Consider the following 16,070-nt stretch of genomic DNA (forward strand, 5'->3'; position numbering starts at 1 on the left):
AACGTGAAAACAAGCTTGATTTTAGTCCTATTTTTTGGCTGTTTCGTTGTGGTTTTTAGTAGTTTTCTTTATCTGTAGTAGTCTGGATGAGCGCTAATCATGATGAGTGCGCTTACGATGATGTTCAGCCGTCTTAAAAATGCCCATTCTGTATTTGAACACTCCTTCACTACGTCTGTTTAGGCCTTTTTGAGAGATTTTGAAAATGATTGCGATTGGGAACGCTAGGAAAACCATTCTTTGCGTGAGGTGTTTTTTTGTACTATAATAGGCAGAGAATAGGATCGTGAGAGTGAGGTGGGCGTGATGTCGGAGGATTTTGTGAAATTAGATCACGTGAGTTATAAATATGAGGATGAAGATAATTTTGCGGTGAACGATGTTTCTTTTACGGTAAAAAGGGGCGAATGGTTGGCGCTCGTCGGGCATAATGGCTCAGGGAAGTCGACGATTGCAAAATTGCTAAATGGACTTTTGTTTCCAACGGATGGTTTGGTGAAAATCGGCCATTTTAAACTGGGGGAAAAAACGATTTGGGAAATTAGAAAACAGGTTGGCATGGTGTTTCAGAATCCGGATAACCAATTTGTTGGGGCAACGGTGCAAGATGACGTGGCGTTTGGACTTGAGAATCATGGTGTACCGCATGAGTTGATGGTGGAGCGCGTGGAGCGTGCGCTAGATGAGGTTGGCATGCAAGGTTACGCATTACACGAGCCGTCGCGTCTTTCAGGCGGTCAGAAGCAGCGTGTGGCGATTGCAGGGGTACTTGCTTTGCAACCAGATGTGATTATTTTGGATGAGGCGACGTCGATGCTTGATCCGCGAGGCCGGGCTGAGGTGATGGAAACGATTCGCGTGATGCGGGAGCGCGAGGCCATTACGGTGATTTCCATTACGCACGATTTGGATGAGGTCGTTCTGGCTGACCGGGTAATCGTGATGAATAAGGGGTCGCTACATATTGAAGGCACGCCAAAAGAAGTTTTTGCGCAGGCTGATGAAATGCGTCGGATCGGACTGGGTGTCCCTTTTATAACCTTGCTGCAGGAAAACTTAGAGCAATCAGGAGTCACACTCGCAGATCGAAGTTTGATGGAAGGGGCGTTGATGGATCAATTATGGACATTACATTCGAACAAGTAGGTTTTTGTTATCAGAAAAATTCTCCCTTTGAGACGCGCGCACTTCAACATGTGGATGTGGCAATCGATTCTGGAAGTTATACGGCGATTATCGGGCATACTGGCTCTGGGAAATCAACGTTGCTGCAACATCTGAATGCCTTGCTATTGCCGACAGAAGGAACAGTGACGCTCGGTGATCGTGTGATTAAGGCTGGCGAGAAACAAAAAGGGTTACGCGAGTTACGTAAGCGTGTGGGAATTGTATTTCAGTTTCCAGAGGCACAGCTATTTGAGGAAACGGTGGAAAAGGACATTTGTTTTGGTCCGCTGAATTTCGGTGTGCCAGAGGAGGAAGCTAAAGCACGAGCGCGCAAGGTGATCGTGGAGGTTGGATTGACAGAGGAAATTTTGATGCGTTCACCGTTTGAACTTTCTGGTGGTCAGATGCGTCGGGTGGCCATTGCGGGCGTTTTGGCGATGGATCCGCAAGTATTGGTGCTTGATGAACCGACGGCGGGGCTTGATCCAAATGGGCGTAAGGAGATCATGGAAATGTTTGCAGCGCTGCACCGGATGAAGGGGTTGACGACAGTTCTTGTGACGCACAGTATGGAGGACGCGGCGACCTATGCGGAAAAAGTGGTGCTGATGAAAGGCGGAACGGTGGAGCAAGTTTCGACGCCGAGAGAGCTTTTTAGTGATCCGGATAAATTGACGGATTTGGGGCTATCGGTTCCGGATGTGGTGCATTTTCAACGCCATTTTGAACAGCGGTTTGCGGTGAAGCTTGGCAAGACGTGTTTAACGATCGATGAATTGGTGGGCGAAATGGTTCCGCATCTCGGGAAGGGTGTGGCGAGCGAATGATGGAGAAAATGATTCTCGGTCGGTTTATCCCCGGCGAATCATGGTTGCATAGGCTCGATCCGCGGGCTAAGATTACAGCGGTGATGTATTTTATAGTGATTGTATTTTTAGCAAATAACTGGCTTACATATGCGTTATTATTTGTGTTTGTACTCAGTTTATTATTTGCGTCACGTGTGCCGTTTATGTTCTTTATTAAAGGACTGCAACCGGTGTTTTGGTTGATTATTTTGACGTTGCTGTTGCAAGTGTTTTTTACGCAGGGTGGGACAACGTATTTTGAATGGGGACCGGTTCATGTGACGAGTCTTGGCTTGATGAATGGGGCGATGATTTTTGCGCGGTTCGTGTTGATCATTTTTATGACAACGTTGCTGACGCTTACGACGAGTCCGATTGAGCTGACGGATGGGATTGAAAGCATGCTAGCATTATTGCGATATGTTCGTTTTCCAGTGCATGAGTTGGCGTTGATGCTTAGTATTGCACTCCGCTTTATTCCGACATTGATGGACGAGACGGAAAAAATTATGAAGGCACAGAAAGCACGAGGTGTGGAGTTTTCTAGCGGGCCAATCAAGGAGCGGATGAAGGCGATTGTGCCGCTACTCGTGCCGCTATTTATCAGTGCTTTTAAACGGGCAGAGGATTTGGCAATTGCGATGGAAGCACGCGGATATCGTGGTGGTAAGGGCAGGACGAAGTTTAGACTACTTGCGTGGCGGTTTTCGGATACATTTTTGTTAGTGATGATGTTGGTCGTGACGGCAATGTTGGTTTGGCTGCGATCATAAGAAGAGGTGTGACGAATGAAGCGGTTTAAGGCAGTGATTCAGTATGACGGTACGGAGTTTGTGGGATACCAGATTCAGCCAAATGGGCGAACGGTGCAAGAGGAGATTGAAAAAGCGTTGTTGCGGATGCATAAGGGTGACGTGGTGAAAATCGTTGGGTCTGGACGGACGGATACGGGGGTTCATGCAAAAGGACAGGTGATTCATTTCGACTCGCCGCTTGCGATTCCACCTGCAAAATATCGAAAGGCACTGCAAACGTTCACGCCGTATGATATTAGTATCGTGTCTGTAGAGGAAGTAGATGCTGATTTTCATGCGCGTTTTGGGACGGATGGGAAGGAATATCGATATTTTGTGCAGCGTTCGGAGTTTTTTGATCCGTTTGCGCGTCATTTCTCGCTACACTTTCCTTATAAATTAGATGTTTCGCGGATGCGTGAGGCGGCGGATGTTCTGACTGGTGAGCACGATTTTACAAGTTTTTGTGCCGCTGGGTCGAGTCGTGAGAATAAGGTTCGGACGATTTATGCGATTGAGATTATCGAAGAGGGCGATACGCTTATTTTCTCTTTTAAAGGAAATGGTTTTTTATATAATATGGTGCGAATTCTAGTGGGCACGTTACTCGATGTCGGAAATGATCGGTTGACGGTGGCGCAAGTCAAAGCAAATTTAGAGGCACGCGACCGGACACAAGGTGCAAAAACTGCGCCGCCACAAGGACTTTACTTATGGGAGGTTTACTATAAGTAATATCAAGCGTTTTAGGCGAATAATGTTCCAATCTAAACCCATTTGAAAAAAAATAACCAATCGCATTGACTTTTTACGGTAAAGACTGTATTATTGACTATGGTATTGTTTGCCCCACAATAAGCCCCGGAAAGTTTGTTGTGTTGAACAAAACAATGGAAATTTAAAACAAATCGAAAAGCAGATCGTGGGCTATGGAACAGTTTACAGATCGCATTTTTCTTAAAATCTAGGAGGGAAAATTATGCGTACGACTTATATGGCAAAAACAGGCGAAGTACAACGTAATTGGTATGTTATTGATGCCACTGATATTCCGCTTGGCCGTTTATCTAGTGAAGTAGCTTCAATCTTACGTGGTAAAATCAAGCCACAATTTACTCCTCATGTTGATACAGGGGACTTCGTAATTATTATCAATGCAGGCAAAATTGCTTTAACTGGTAAGAAAGCAACTGACAAAATCTACTACCGTCACTCTCAATATCCAGGCGGTTTGAAATCACGTACAGCGGGTGACCTACGTACGAACAATCCAGAGAGATTACTTGAGCTTTCTATCAAAGGAATGCTTCCAAAGAACTCTTTAGGACGTCAAATTTTCAAGAAATTACACGTTTATGGTGGCGCTGAGCACGAACATGCAGCACAAAAACCAGAAGTGTATCAATTACGCGGATAATTAGAAGAGGAGGGAAATATAGTGGCTCAAGTACAATATTATGGAACAGGTCGTCGTAAAAGCTCAGTAGCTCGTGTACGTTTAGTACCAGGCGATGGCAAAGTAGTTATAAACGGTAGAGATTGGGAAGATTACATTCCATTCGCGGCTCTTCGCGAAGTTATTAAACAACCATTAGTTGCGACTGAAACTCTAGGAAACTATGATGTTTTAGTAAACGTAAACGGTGGTGGTTATACTGGTCAAGCTGGCGCAATCCGTCACGGTATTTCACGTGCATTGCTACAAGTTGCACCAGATTACCGTTCTCCACTCAAACGTGCAGGTCTATTAACTCGTGACCCACGTATGAAAGAACGTAAGAAACCAGGTTTGAAGGGTGCACGTCGTGCTCCTCAGTTCTCAAAACGTTAATATATTTTTATATATCGACATTCAAAAAGGCACTTTCCAAGTAATTGGAGAGTGTTTTTTTACTCTTTGGAAGTGGGGAAAGATGTGCTATCAAAATGAAATGGAGATTCTAGAATGACAAATAATTTTTGGACGGAGTTGCCAAAGCCTTTTTTTGTTTTAGCACCGATGGAAGATGTGACAGATGTCGTTTTTCGGCACGTTGTAAAAGAAGCTGGTTCGCCGGATGTTTTTTTCACGGAGTTTACGAATTCTGATAGCTTTTGTCATCCGGATGGGAAAGAAAGTGTGCGTGGGCGCTTAGTTTTTACGGAAGACGAGCAGCCGATCGTGGCTCATATTTGGGGGGATAAGCCTGAATTTTTCCGGGAAATGAGTATTGAATTGGCAAATATGGGGTTCAAAGGTGTAGATATTAATATGGGATGCCCGGTTCCGAATGTCGCTGGTCGTGGAAAAGGTAGTGGTCTTATTTTGCGTCCGGAAGTGGCTGCGGAATTGATTGAGGCTGCAAAAGCTGGCGGGATACCGGTTAGTGTTAAAACACGGATTGGGTATGAAGCGTTGGATGAACTGGAAGCGTGGATTACGCATTTGCTCAAGCAAGATATTGCGAATTTATCGGTTCATTTACGGACGCGCAAGGAAATGAGTAAAGTCGACGCTCATTGGGAAATGATTCCTCAAGTTATGGCGATTCGTGATCGTGTCGCGCCTAACACACTTATTACGATTAATGGGGATATTCCTGATCGTGACAAGGGCTTGCAACTGGCGGAACAGTATGGCGTGGATGGGATTATGATTGGTCGAGGGATTTTTAAGAATCCGTATGCGTTTGAAAAAGTGAAAAAAGAGCATTCGGCGCAAGAATTACTTAGACTGCTGCAACTACAACTTGATTTACAAGATCAGTTTGCAGAACTTGTTCCGCGCTCCATTGTTGGATTGCATCGCTTCTTTAAAATTTATGTTAAAGGTTTTCCGGGTGCCAATGATCTGCGAATCCAATTGATGAATACGAAATCGACAGAAGAGGTTCGACGGGTTTTAGCCGATTTCACAAGTATCACTGAAAATTAGTATTGGAAAAACAAAAAATCCTCGAAATTAATCGGGGATTTTTTGTTGCTTACTATTGTTTCTCAACGACATGTACATCTTCAAACGAGCCATATTTTGACCACCATGGAGATGCTCCGGCGTTTAACAAGCCGTCAAGAGATGTGATATTCTCTTTTCCTTGTGTACGCAACCATTCGCGCAGTGCGTCATCGCCTTGTTTGCCGTAAACTTCAATGCCATCTTTCCATGTTGCACGGCCACAAAGCACACCGCTATATTGCACTTTATGCTCATTCGCAAAGGCAATTGTTTTATGGAAAAGTTCCGCCGTTACACCAGCACTCAAATAAATGAATGGTAGTGGGCTTAGATCGGAACACTCTTCAAAATGGCGTCCAGCTTCTTCTTTTGTATAAACGGTTTCGCCGTCCGTGAAGCCTTCTACATATTTAAAGTTCACTGGAACCTCTAGTTTAAGTACGTCCACGCCATAACGCGGTTTGGAGAATTCTTTGATCGATGCTTTGACTTTCGCAGGTTTCAGTTTGGCGTATTCGGCGCTCGCTGAATCTGTTACTTTCGCATCGTACGTAATTGGTTCAAGGAAGAATGGGATATCGACTTCGCGACACTCAGCACCAATTCTTTCAAGGAACGCGTATTTGATCTCATTGATCTCAGCTGGCTCGTCTGGATCATAATATACTAAAATTTTCACTGCATCACCGCCGCTTTCTTTAATGCGGAGTGCGGATAAGTCAGCGATCAAATCAGGGAGTTTACCTGGGGTTGTAGCGTCATAGCCTGTTTTTTCGTAAGAGGTTAGTAAGCCGCAATTCTCATGGCGTGCTTTGATGGCTGGTGTACCATATTGAAGATCCAACAAGATGGCAGATGCGTAAGGTGTCAGCTCTTCGGACACCAATTGTTTGAAATCCTCGACATCTTTATCACTCTCAGACCCCTTAGCTTCTTGAATCATTTTCTTTAGGGAGCCACGTTGGTCAATCGCGAGTGCGGCAATAATTCCTTTATCATTGGAAAGCCGTTGTAAACCATCAAATTTACCTTTTGTGATTTGTACCATAACTCTAATCTCCTTCTTTCTCTTATTTCTATACGTGCATACCTACCTACAATACCCTGTTAAAATGGGGCGTAAACCTAGATCTGACCTACGTACCACTCTATTCTACCACCAAAATTGTTATATACAAAATATTTATCTATAAACGTTGCATTTTACACAAAAATGGGCTACTATTTTGATTAGGAGTTGTGTTTGGGGAATTGTTAACAATGGGGACGACAAGCGAGCAATTCTTGGATAGAAATGAGGATATGAGGCATGACAAAACAGGCTAGTAGCCGCTCCTCGAAACGGCGCAACAAAAAGAAACGTGATTTTTATGTCGGTGTCGCTTTGATTTTCGTGTTGTTGATGGTTATCTTTATTGTCGTGAAAATGATTACACCAGAAGAGCTCATAAATGCGGATGAAAAAAGTGCTCAGGAGGCGCCAACGAAGAAGAAGTCAGAAACACCGAAGAAGCAGGTGGAGAAAGAAACGCCAACGGTGACGGATAATACCGAGATCGATCAATATCTAGAGAGCATTGGGTTTAGTGGAACCGCGCTAGTTTACCGAGAGGGTAAAATTGTGCTGAATAAGGGGTACAAAGATGCGAATCGGGAGACCAATGCGGCGAATACACCCGATACCGCATATTATATCGGCTCTTCTCAAAAAGCGGTGATTGCAACGGCGATTTTGCAATTGGAGGAACGTGGCAAGTTGCAGGTTTCAGATCCAGTGTCGCAGTATTTACCAGATTTTCCGAATGGGGATCGGATTACGCTTAAGAACTTGCTCAATCATACGTCTGGTATTGTCGGTCATACGGAAGAAAATGTGAAGATCACACCAGCTGACTTGATAAAGGATATTGAAGCGCAAGGTATCAAGCGTAAGCCCGGAAAATGGGATTATAATGATTCGAACTATAGTGTTCTAGCGTATATTGTCGAGCAAATTAGTGGTGAAAAACTGATGAGCTACATTCAAAAGAATATTTTTGAACCAGCAGGCATGAAGCATTCGGGAATTTACACAACGTATAACAAGGAAAAGCAGCCCTCTATAGGCTATTCGATTCAAAAAGATGGAACGTATAAAACGCCATATTTACCTGATTTATCACAGCTTTACGGGTGCGGTGACATGTACATGACAGCGACGGATATGTATTTATTTGATCGTGCCTTATCGGATCGGAAGTTGATCAATGATACGAGTTTTGAGAAGATGTTTACGGCTGGAAGTGCTTCTGGCTATGGTATGGGGTTTTATGCCGATCCAGGAAGCTACAATAGTCATGGCGTGTTAAGTGGTTGGAACGTTTCGAATAGCTTCAGCCACAGTGGAAAAACGGTGGTTGTTCTGCTGTCAAACATTCAAAATAATATTAAATCATTCGGCAAGGTGAACAATCATATTTATCAGCTACTAAATCAATAAAAAACAGGATGGGCACGTTTGGGGGCGTGACTCGTCCTGTTTTTTGTTATTTTTTCGTTATTTTATCGATTGCATCTTGCATTTGGTATTCTCTTGATGGGGCCGTGTAATTGCTCCATTTGTCGCTGTCTACAAGGTACACGTGTTTTGCTTTGACAGCAGGGATGTCTTTCCAAATACCGGCTAAAAGTGTGCTGACATCGTCTGTTGTTTTACCTTCTGGTGTTAAAATGAATAGCTGATCAGCGTCGCTAACATAGGCTGGTACGGCTTCTGTTGCGATTGCTTTTGTTTCTTTATTCTTTTTGGCTGCTTCGGTTGGTGTGAACCCAGCGCCAGTATACAGGCCGTCAAACACGATTGGATCGTGTATGTAGATTTCTTTACCCCAGAATTGAACAACGGCTGCTTTTTGATTTTCAATGCCAGCGTCTTTGAGTGTCGCTTTGGCTTCTTTTGATTCTTTCGCGTATTTTGCTAGGTATGTTTTTTCCGCGTCTTTGGCATTGACTAAATTAGCGATATCATTGAGTTGTTCATCAGGTGTCACGCCGAATTTGGTTGCATAAACAGGTGCGATTTTTTCTAGGTTTGTAAGCATATCTTTTTGATAATCGGAAATAATGATGAGATCGGGTTTGAGTGAAGCGATTTTTTCCACGTTGGGCTTGTCGCCACCGATATTTTCAACACCTTTTAGGAAGTCTGGATAAATTCCCATGTAGTAGTCTGTTGTTGCGAGTGGCTTGATGTCAAGGGCGTAAAGTTCCCCAGCGTTTTGAATCGCCACGATTTTTTTCGGCGTTGCTGGAATGACGACTTTACGATCTAGTGCATCCGTTAGTGTACGCGCCTTATCTTCTGTTTTCGCTTCGTCGTTAGAAGCGCTGGATCCGCCACATGCGGCAAGTGCCAGTACCAATGTTAAAACGACGAGAAGAAGTGCTGTTAATTTTTTCTTTTTCATCCTTAAACCTCCTGTAATTGAAAACTATTCTCAATAAGATAATTATAGATGTAGATGAATGAATATTCAAGGGGTTTTGTAAAATAATTTTTGAGGTATACAAAAAAGCTGGATTCATGGCTCCAGCTTTTTGTATGTAGGGCTTTATTTCTTCATTTTCAAATGTTCGACTTCGATGACGCGCAGGCCTTTGCGATCTAGCGCGGTCACGATGGCGTCTTTTTCGGTTTCGCTGATGCCAGCAGGTAGTGTGACAAGAACGCGGCGGATGTAATCCTCTACTTGGGAATCCATCGTGATTAGACTGGCGATCGTCGTATATTTATCGATGATTTTCGTGATTTTTGTGAGGGAGCCGGGAACTTCGCCGGTTGCGATTGTTAAAACGTAGCTTCCTGAATCAATATTCCATGCATCTTGTAAAACTCCGAGCAATTTCCCATGCGTCAAAATGCCGTAGAAATCGCCTTGCTCATTCAATACAGCGATGTAGGGCAGTTCTTTAATCGTGAAGAAAACCTCGAAAAATGAGGAATTGATGCTGATATGCTTGGTTTGGTTTTTAATGAGGCTTGTCACATTGTCGGAGAGGTTCCCACCATTTGCGGCGTGACGATAAATATGCATTTTATAAATATTACCAATAAATTTCTCACCTTTATTATCTAATACGGGAACACAACGGTATCCATCTTCTTCCAAAATGTCTAGCGTTTCTTTGAGCGTTGCGTCTTCGGTGATGGTCGTTAAATTGATTTTAGGGATACAAAGGTTTTTAATCAACATATGTTGGTCACTCCAATCTCTTTTTATTAGGATTCATCTTCTTTATTCTAACCCAATTTCGTGGGTTTGTATAGAAAATACTGTATGGATTAGTTGACAGTGAGAAGGGTTGTCATTTAGAATAGAGAAAATGATATTGATAATGATTATCAGTGAGAAAGAGTAGGTGGCGTTATGCATATTGAAACAGTGAGTATTGAGTTTGAGACGGGTAACAAGGAGAAAATGTTGCAATCTGTGGCGCATCACCGAGAAGAAATGGCCGATTTTGAGGGCTTTTTAGGATATGAGGTTTGGCTAAAAGAGGGTGCGCGAAAGTCGACAGTGATGAATGTGTCGCGCTGGGCGTCGAAGGAGCAGTTTACGGTGTGGATGAAGCAGCATCGCGACTTCCACCGGGAAATGAAGCGGACTGGTGGAGGTGGGGGCTCAGAGCTTGTTGTCACTCGCCAGACTGGATCGTATGATATGATTATGATGTAGTGTTTTGAAGCAGAAATCTTTCGGGGTTTCTGTTTTTTTGTTTAAAATGCGTCGAAAAGGTGTATTTATAGTGTAGTGGTCCATTCGTTACAGATGATGGGAATTGTGATAATATGGATACGTGACAAAATCTAAGACAAGAGGAAAGCGGGGACTTTATACAATGAATAAAGGAATTGCCAATTTTGATTATTATAACCCAACGCACATCGTATTTGGGAAAGACCGGATTGCGGAGCTTGTAACACTGATTCCAGTGGATAAGAAGGTACTGGTATTATACGGTGGTGGAAGCGTGGAACGTTTTGGGACGCTTAAAAGAGTACGTGAAGCACTTTCTGGGCACACTTTTGGTGAATTTGGTGGGATTGAAGCGAATCCTACATACGCGACGCTGGTACGCGCAATTGAGCAGGTGAGGCAAGAGGGCTATAATTATTTACTGGCTGTCGGCGGTGGTTCTGTCATTGATGGAACGAAATTCGTTGCGGCGGGCGCGCTTTTTGATAGTGAGCCGATTAATATTTTTGGTAGTGGGATTGGTGAGGGGATTCCGATTAAGGAAGCCTTGCCGTTTGGGGCTGTTTTGACGCTTCCTGCAACGGGGTCTGAGATGAATAGTGGTGGCGTGGTGAGTATCGTTGAGAAGAAGGCGAAACTTGGTTTTGGTAGCGCGGTTACTTTCCCACAATTCTCGATTCTTGAGCCGGAGCTTACGTATACGTTGCCGAAACGTCAATTGGCGAACGGTGTGATCGATTCGTTTGTGCATATTATGGAACAGTATATGACGTATCCAGTTGGTGCGATGGTGCAGGATCGGTTCGCAGAAGGGTTGCTTGAGACGTTGATTGAGATTGGGCCGGACGTTGTAGATGAGTCGAATCATGATTATAACTTGCGGGCTAACTTTATGTGGACGGCGACATACGCGCTGAACGGGACGCTGAATAAAGGGGTTCCGGGTGACTGGTCGAGCCATGGGTTAGGGCATGAGATTACGGCGCTTTATCATATTGACCATGCGCGGACGCTTGCGATTGTGTTGCCTTCGCTACTGGAGATTCGTAAGGAAGAGAAGGGCGCGAAGCTGTTGCAATATGCGGAGCGTGTTTGGCATATTACGGACGGGACGGATGATGAGAAAATTCAAGCGGCTATCGACAAAACGCGTGCTTTCTTTGAATCGCTTGGAGCTCCGACGCATTTCAGTGAGTATGAGCTTGGCGAGGAAGTCGTGGATGCGCTCGTTTCTCAGCTTGAAAAACATGGGCTGACGGCGATTTCTGAACGAGGGGATCAAACGCTTGATGTCAGCCGCGAAATTTATAAAAATGCCTTGTAATAATAGGTTAATCTAACTTTATGTGAATAGGACGCCGGACTTTTTGTGAGTTTGGCGTCCTATAATAGTAGATTTTGATAGGGAAGAGGGGATGATGATGAGGGAGATTCAGGATAGTAGTGCTAAAACATTTTTTGGACATCCTCGTGGTCTTGCAACGCTGTTCTTCACAGAGTTCTGGGAGCGTTTTTCTTACTACGGGATGCGTGCGATTCTTATTTACTACATGTACACGGCGGTTGTCGATGGAGGGCTTGGTTTTTCTCAAGCTACAGCGACGGCGATCATGTCGATTTATGGCTCGCTTGTTTACATGTCTGGCGTTATTGGTGGCTGGACGGCGGATCGGATTCTAGGGCCGCGTAGGACGATTTTTTACGGTGGCGTCTTGATTATGTTAGGGCACATTGCGCTGTCATTTCCAGGAGGCGCGACGGCACTTTTCGTATCGATGTTCTTCATTATTATTGGAACTGGTTTTTTGAAACCTAACGTATCGAATGTGGTCGGTGATCTTTATCCAAAAGGAGATCAAAGACGGGATGCTGGTTTTAGTATTTTTTACATGGGGATTAATCTGGGTGCGTTCATTGCACCGTTTATCGTAACGGGCGTGTCGAATTCGGCTAATAGTTATCATGCTGGGTTTGGTGTGGCTGCGGTTGGGATGGCGGTCGGTTTGATCGTGTACGTGATTACGGGGAAAATGTATCTGCGTGATGCTGGTAAAAAGGTTCCTAACCCACTGAAAAGCTCGGAAAAGAAGAAAATGTCTGGTCTAGTGTTAGCTTTAGCAGCTGGAATTGTTGCTATTAGCACGATTGTAGCTTGGCTTCAAGGTGAATTTACATTGCAAACAGTCATTATGACGGTTACCGTTATGGGTGTTATTATTCCGCTTATTTACTTTATTGTGATGATGACGAGTAAGAAGACGACGAAAGATGAGCGTTCGCGACTTACGGCTTACATACCTCTATTTTTGATCTCGGTTATGTTTTGGATGATTGAGGAACAGGGATCCACGACGCTTGCTTTATTTGCAGCCAATCGAACGGATCTGAGCGTTGGTAGTTTTACATTAGATCCGGGATTATTCCAATCGCTAAATCCAATGTTCATCATTATTTTATCACCAATCTTTGCTTGGATCTGGACGAAGCTCGGAAAAAGGCAACCAGGAACACCGCGAAAATTTGCGCTAGGTCTGTTTTTTGCAGGGCTATCGTTCGTGATTATGATGTTGCCGGGGATTCTTGCGGGAAATACAACGACAGCAGTAAGCCCGATGTGGCTTGTGCTGAGCTTCTTTATTTGTATCGTGGGTGAGATGTGCTTGTCGCCAGTTGGTTTATCAGCAACGACAAAACTAGCGCCAGCGGCATTTGCATCCCAGACGATGAGTGTTTGGTTCTTATCTGATGCGATGGCTCAGGCGTTTAATGCCCAAACGACGCAATATTTCAATGCCAAAACGGAGATCTTGTATTTCGGTATTTTCGGATTTGGTGCCGTGGCATTTGCGATCCTACTTTTCTTCGGCGCGCCATTACTAAAAAAATATATGCGAGGCGTGGATTAATGACGCCAAATTGTGCATAAGAAGGCAGTACAAAAAAAGCATTGAGAACTGGATTTTAGACCAGTTTTCAATGCTTTTTAGTTGGTTATTCAGAGAAGTGTCCTTTGTTCTTTTTGTAAAGATAAATTGGTAGTCCGATTGCGGTGAGAACTAGTCCGATTCCGGCGTTCATTGGTTGTGTGAACAAGGTGTTCAGAACGATGAAGGCTCCACCACAGATCGCAATGAGTGGTATCACTGGATAAAGTGGGACTTTGTAAGGTCGGGCGAGTTCTGGTTCTCGTTTTCGCAATATGAAGACGGCAATGAATGTAAGTGTATAGAAAATCCAGATGACGAAGATGAGCATATCTGTCAGTTGGTTGAATTTCCCGGTGAAGATCATGATAATCGAAATGAGGAGTACGACAATTCCACCATTATACGGAACACTACTTTTAGCGCCAAGTTTTTTGAACCAGTTGCTGAATGGTAGTTGATTATCTAAGGCCATTGCGTATGGAATACGGATTCCGGTCATCGTATAGCCATTGATAGTACCAAAAACGGAGATTAGAATTCCGACGGTGATCAACTTCCCGCCAATCGAGCCAAAGATGATGTTTGCTACGTCAGATGCTGGTGTTGCTGTAGCTGCGAGTGCTGTAGCAGGCATCACGAATAAATAAGCAATATTAATCAATAGATAGACGAGCATGACACCTGTTAGTCCGAATACGATCGCTTTTGGCAAATCTTTTTTCGGGTTTTTCATTTCGCCGGCAATATTACCAACGTGAATCCAGCCATCATAAGCAAACATTGTTGCAACAAGGCCGGAACCAAGGCTTGTCAAAAATGGGTGGTCTTCTACACTGATCGGGAATAAACGAAAAGCAACGTCCCCTTGATGAAAAAGTCCAAAAATAATAATTAAGATAAGTGGTACTAGTTTACAAATTGTTGTGACGGCTTGAAATGAGCCCGCTACTTTTGCGCCAATAAAGTTCATGAGCATAATGAAAACTGCTGCAGCAATGGCAACTGGGACAATGATATGATCGCCAGTGCCAAAAAGATTAGCGACTTGTGTTGCAAAAATAATGGATAAGGCCGCGATATTTGCTGGGAAGTAGATAACCGTCTGTGCCCAGCCAAGTAAGTATGCGGTTAGCTTGCCGTACGTTTTTTGAAGGTACATCATCATTCCACCGGTTTGTGGGATGGCCGCGGAAAGTTCGGCTGCGGTTAGCCCTCCACAAATAGTGATGACACCACCGAGGATCCAAGCTAGCAAGCCTAATCCTGCAGTTCCAGTTGCTGAATAAACAGCCTCCGGTTTGAAGAATACACCGGAACCAATAACAGTCCCCATAACAATGGTTAGTGCGGTAAAGAAGCCAATCTCTTTTTTAAGTTTCTGATTTTCCATATGTTTCCCCTCGCTTGTCTGCGGTATGACATAGCAACACCGCAAACAGTTGTTTTTGTAAAAATAGAAATTAATTAATGCCTTACTACTGTATCATTTTCTAGCTTTTTTGTCAGCTTTTCTAGCATATCTTTTGTCATACGGTCTAGGTCATATTGTGGATCAAAATCCCATTCGTTTCTAGCACAACTAGCGTCTAGGGAATCTGGCCATGAGTCAGCGATGGCTTGACGAGCTGGATCGACATCATATTTTAGTTCGAAGTCAGGAATAAATTTGCGAATCGACGCAGCGATTTGTTCTGGCTCGAAGCTCATTGCGGTAATATTAAAGGCGTTGCGATGCACGAGACGTTTTGGATCCGCGTTCATCAGTTTGATGATGGCATCAATAGCGTCTGGCATATACATCATATCCATGTGCGTTCCTTTGCCAATGAAGGAGGTGTAGCTCTTGTTCTTCAAGGCTTCATAATAAATATCTACTGCATAATCGGTTGTTCCACCGCCTGGTAAGGTTTTATAAGAGATGAGGCCAGGGAAGCGAACGCCGCGGGTATCCACGCCAAATTTTTGGAAGTAGTAGTCACATAGAAGTTCACCGCTGACTTTGGTAACACCGTACATTGTGGTTGGCCGTTGCAACGTATCTTGTGGTGTGTTTTCGGCGGGTGTGCCCGGTCCAAATGAGCCAATCGAGCTTGGTGTGAAGAACTTCAGATTGAGTTCGCGGGCTACTTCAAGAGCATTGACAAGTCCGCCCATGTTAAGGTTCCAAGCTAGTTGTGGCTTTTCTTCGGCAACTGCGGAAAGAAGGGCTGCCAGGTGAATAATGGTATCGACTTCATATTCACGTGCGATATCCATCATCTTATCCTTATCGGTCACATCTAAAATCTCAAAGGGACCGCTTTCAATTACTTCGTTGCCGGCGATACGGCGAATATCTGTTGCGATAACACTATCTGTACCATTATCGGCACGTAAACGCATCGTTAATTCAGAACCAATTTGACCTAAGCAACCTGTAATAAGTACTTTTTTCATTAAAAAAACCTCCATTGGATTTGAAATCGTATTTTTATATGTTGCGACACATTCATGATATAATTAAATTTGGTGTTAGAAAGAGTTATCGGTTGGGTGCGCATTGAGACGAATGTACACTCGATTGGCTCTTTTTTGTGTTTTTTCGACACATAATGAGTGATATGTGTGTTCTGCACTGGGAAGGAAAGTGGACGTGTGTCGACTTTTTCCCAAGAGACGTATGC

16 protein-coding genes are annotated in these 16,070 nt (G+C 43.9%); 11 read left to right on the forward strand and 5 right to left on the reverse strand.

What is annotated here, in order from left to right; all coding sequences use genetic code 11:
* Positions 1–306 precede the first annotated feature (306 nt).
* The 7 genes from HCJ54_RS13955 to HCJ54_RS13985 all read left to right on the forward strand — a co-directional run bounded on the left by HCJ54_RS13955 (position 307) and on the right by HCJ54_RS13985 (position 5,723).
* Positions 307–1,146: an energy-coupling factor ABC transporter ATP-binding protein gene (locus HCJ54_RS13955; RefSeq protein WP_185411545.1), complete on the forward strand. Its 840-nt coding sequence runs from the start codon at positions 307–309 to the stop codon at positions 1,144–1,146.
* Positions 1,122–1,994: an energy-coupling factor ABC transporter ATP-binding protein gene (locus HCJ54_RS13960; protein ID WP_187138082.1), complete on the forward strand. Its 873-nt coding sequence runs from the start codon at positions 1,122–1,124 to the stop codon at positions 1,992–1,994. The genes HCJ54_RS13955 and HCJ54_RS13960 overlap by 25 nt, the downstream gene beginning before the upstream one ends.
* Positions 1,991–2,788 carry an energy-coupling factor transporter transmembrane component T family protein gene (locus tag HCJ54_RS13965; protein WP_185411543.1) on the forward strand — a complete coding sequence of 266 codons (798 nt, stop codon included), beginning with the start codon at positions 1,991–1,993 and terminating at the stop codon, positions 2,786–2,788. The genes HCJ54_RS13960 and HCJ54_RS13965 overlap by 4 nt, the downstream gene beginning before the upstream one ends.
* 15 nt (positions 2,789–2,803) lie before the next feature.
* On the forward strand, positions 2,804–3,544 hold the full coding sequence (truA, locus tag HCJ54_RS13970; RefSeq protein ID WP_187138083.1) for a tRNA pseudouridine(38-40) synthase TruA: 741 nt from the start codon (positions 2,804–2,806) through the stop codon (positions 3,542–3,544).
* A 244-nt stretch (positions 3,545–3,788) separates the two neighbouring features.
* Positions 3,789–4,226, forward strand: coding sequence for a 50S ribosomal protein L13 (gene rplM / locus HCJ54_RS13975; RefSeq protein ID WP_036065750.1), 438 nt, complete (start codon positions 3,789–3,791; stop codon positions 4,224–4,226).
* A 21-nt stretch (positions 4,227–4,247) separates the two neighbouring features.
* A complete protein-coding gene (gene rpsI, locus HCJ54_RS13980) occupies positions 4,248–4,640 on the forward strand; it encodes a 30S ribosomal protein S9 (RefSeq protein ID WP_036065752.1) in 393 nt (130 codons plus the stop codon).
* Positions 4,641–4,754: 114 nt separating this feature from the next.
* Positions 4,755–5,723, forward strand: coding sequence for a tRNA dihydrouridine synthase (locus tag HCJ54_RS13985; RefSeq protein ID WP_187138084.1), 969 nt, complete (start codon positions 4,755–4,757; stop codon positions 5,721–5,723).
* 52 nt (positions 5,724–5,775) lie between these two features.
* Here HCJ54_RS13985 and HCJ54_RS13990 read toward each other — a convergent pair whose 3' ends face one another.
* Entirely contained in the window at positions 5,776–6,792 is a 1,017-nt protein-coding gene (locus tag HCJ54_RS13990; RefSeq protein ID WP_036065754.1) for a tagatose-bisphosphate aldolase, read from the reverse strand.
* 261 nt (positions 6,793–7,053) lie between these two features.
* Between HCJ54_RS13990 and HCJ54_RS13995 the strand changes: the two genes are divergently transcribed.
* Positions 7,054–8,223, forward strand: coding sequence for a serine hydrolase domain-containing protein (locus tag HCJ54_RS13995; RefSeq protein WP_187138085.1), 1,170 nt, complete (start codon positions 7,054–7,056; stop codon positions 8,221–8,223).
* 46 nt (positions 8,224–8,269) lie between these two features.
* Here the strand turns inward: HCJ54_RS13995 and HCJ54_RS14000 are convergent, their stop codons facing one another.
* Both HCJ54_RS14000 and cbpA read right to left on the reverse strand, forming a co-directional pair.
* A complete protein-coding gene (locus HCJ54_RS14000; RefSeq protein WP_187138086.1) occupies positions 8,270–9,190 on the reverse strand; it encodes an ABC transporter substrate-binding protein in 921 nt (306 codons plus the stop codon).
* Between the two features lie 144 nt (positions 9,191–9,334).
* Positions 9,335–9,976: a cyclic di-AMP binding protein CbpA gene (gene cbpA, locus HCJ54_RS14005; protein WP_187138087.1), complete on the reverse strand. Its 642-nt coding sequence runs from the start codon at positions 9,974–9,976 to the stop codon at positions 9,335–9,337.
* 174 nt (positions 9,977–10,150) lie between these two features.
* Here cbpA and HCJ54_RS14010 point away from each other — a divergent pair, with 174 nt between their 5' ends.
* From HCJ54_RS14010 to HCJ54_RS14020, 3 genes are all read left to right on the forward strand, one after another.
* A complete protein-coding gene (locus HCJ54_RS14010) occupies positions 10,151–10,459 on the forward strand; it encodes an antibiotic biosynthesis monooxygenase family protein (RefSeq protein WP_187138088.1) in 309 nt (102 codons plus the stop codon).
* A gap of 163 nt (positions 10,460–10,622) precedes the next feature.
* Entirely contained in the window at positions 10,623–11,804 is a 1,182-nt protein-coding gene (locus tag HCJ54_RS14015) for an iron-containing alcohol dehydrogenase (RefSeq protein WP_187138089.1), read from the forward strand.
* 97 nt (positions 11,805–11,901) lie between these two features.
* Positions 11,902–13,386: a peptide MFS transporter gene (locus tag HCJ54_RS14020; RefSeq protein WP_187138090.1), complete on the forward strand. Its 1,485-nt coding sequence runs from the start codon at positions 11,902–11,904 to the stop codon at positions 13,384–13,386.
* Between the two features lie 85 nt (positions 13,387–13,471).
* On the opposite strand, the gene HCJ54_RS14025 is transcribed toward HCJ54_RS14020, so the two are convergent.
* Both HCJ54_RS14025 and HCJ54_RS14030 read right to left on the reverse strand, forming a co-directional pair.
* Positions 13,472–14,797 carry an APC family permease gene (locus HCJ54_RS14025; RefSeq protein WP_187138091.1) on the reverse strand — a complete coding sequence of 442 codons (1,326 nt, stop codon included), beginning with the start codon at positions 14,795–14,797 and terminating at the stop codon, positions 13,472–13,474.
* A gap of 74 nt (positions 14,798–14,871) precedes the next feature.
* Positions 14,872–15,843 carry an L-threonine 3-dehydrogenase gene (locus tag HCJ54_RS14030; RefSeq protein ID WP_185411532.1) on the reverse strand — a complete coding sequence of 324 codons (972 nt, stop codon included), beginning with the start codon at positions 15,841–15,843 and terminating at the stop codon, positions 14,872–14,874.
* Positions 15,844–16,070: the final 227 nt, after the last annotated feature.

Origin of the sequence: Listeria grandensis (assembly GCF_014322885.1) — a bacterium.
Classification (GTDB): Bacteria; Bacillota; Bacilli; order Lactobacillales; family Listeriaceae; genus Listeria_A; species Listeria_A grandensis.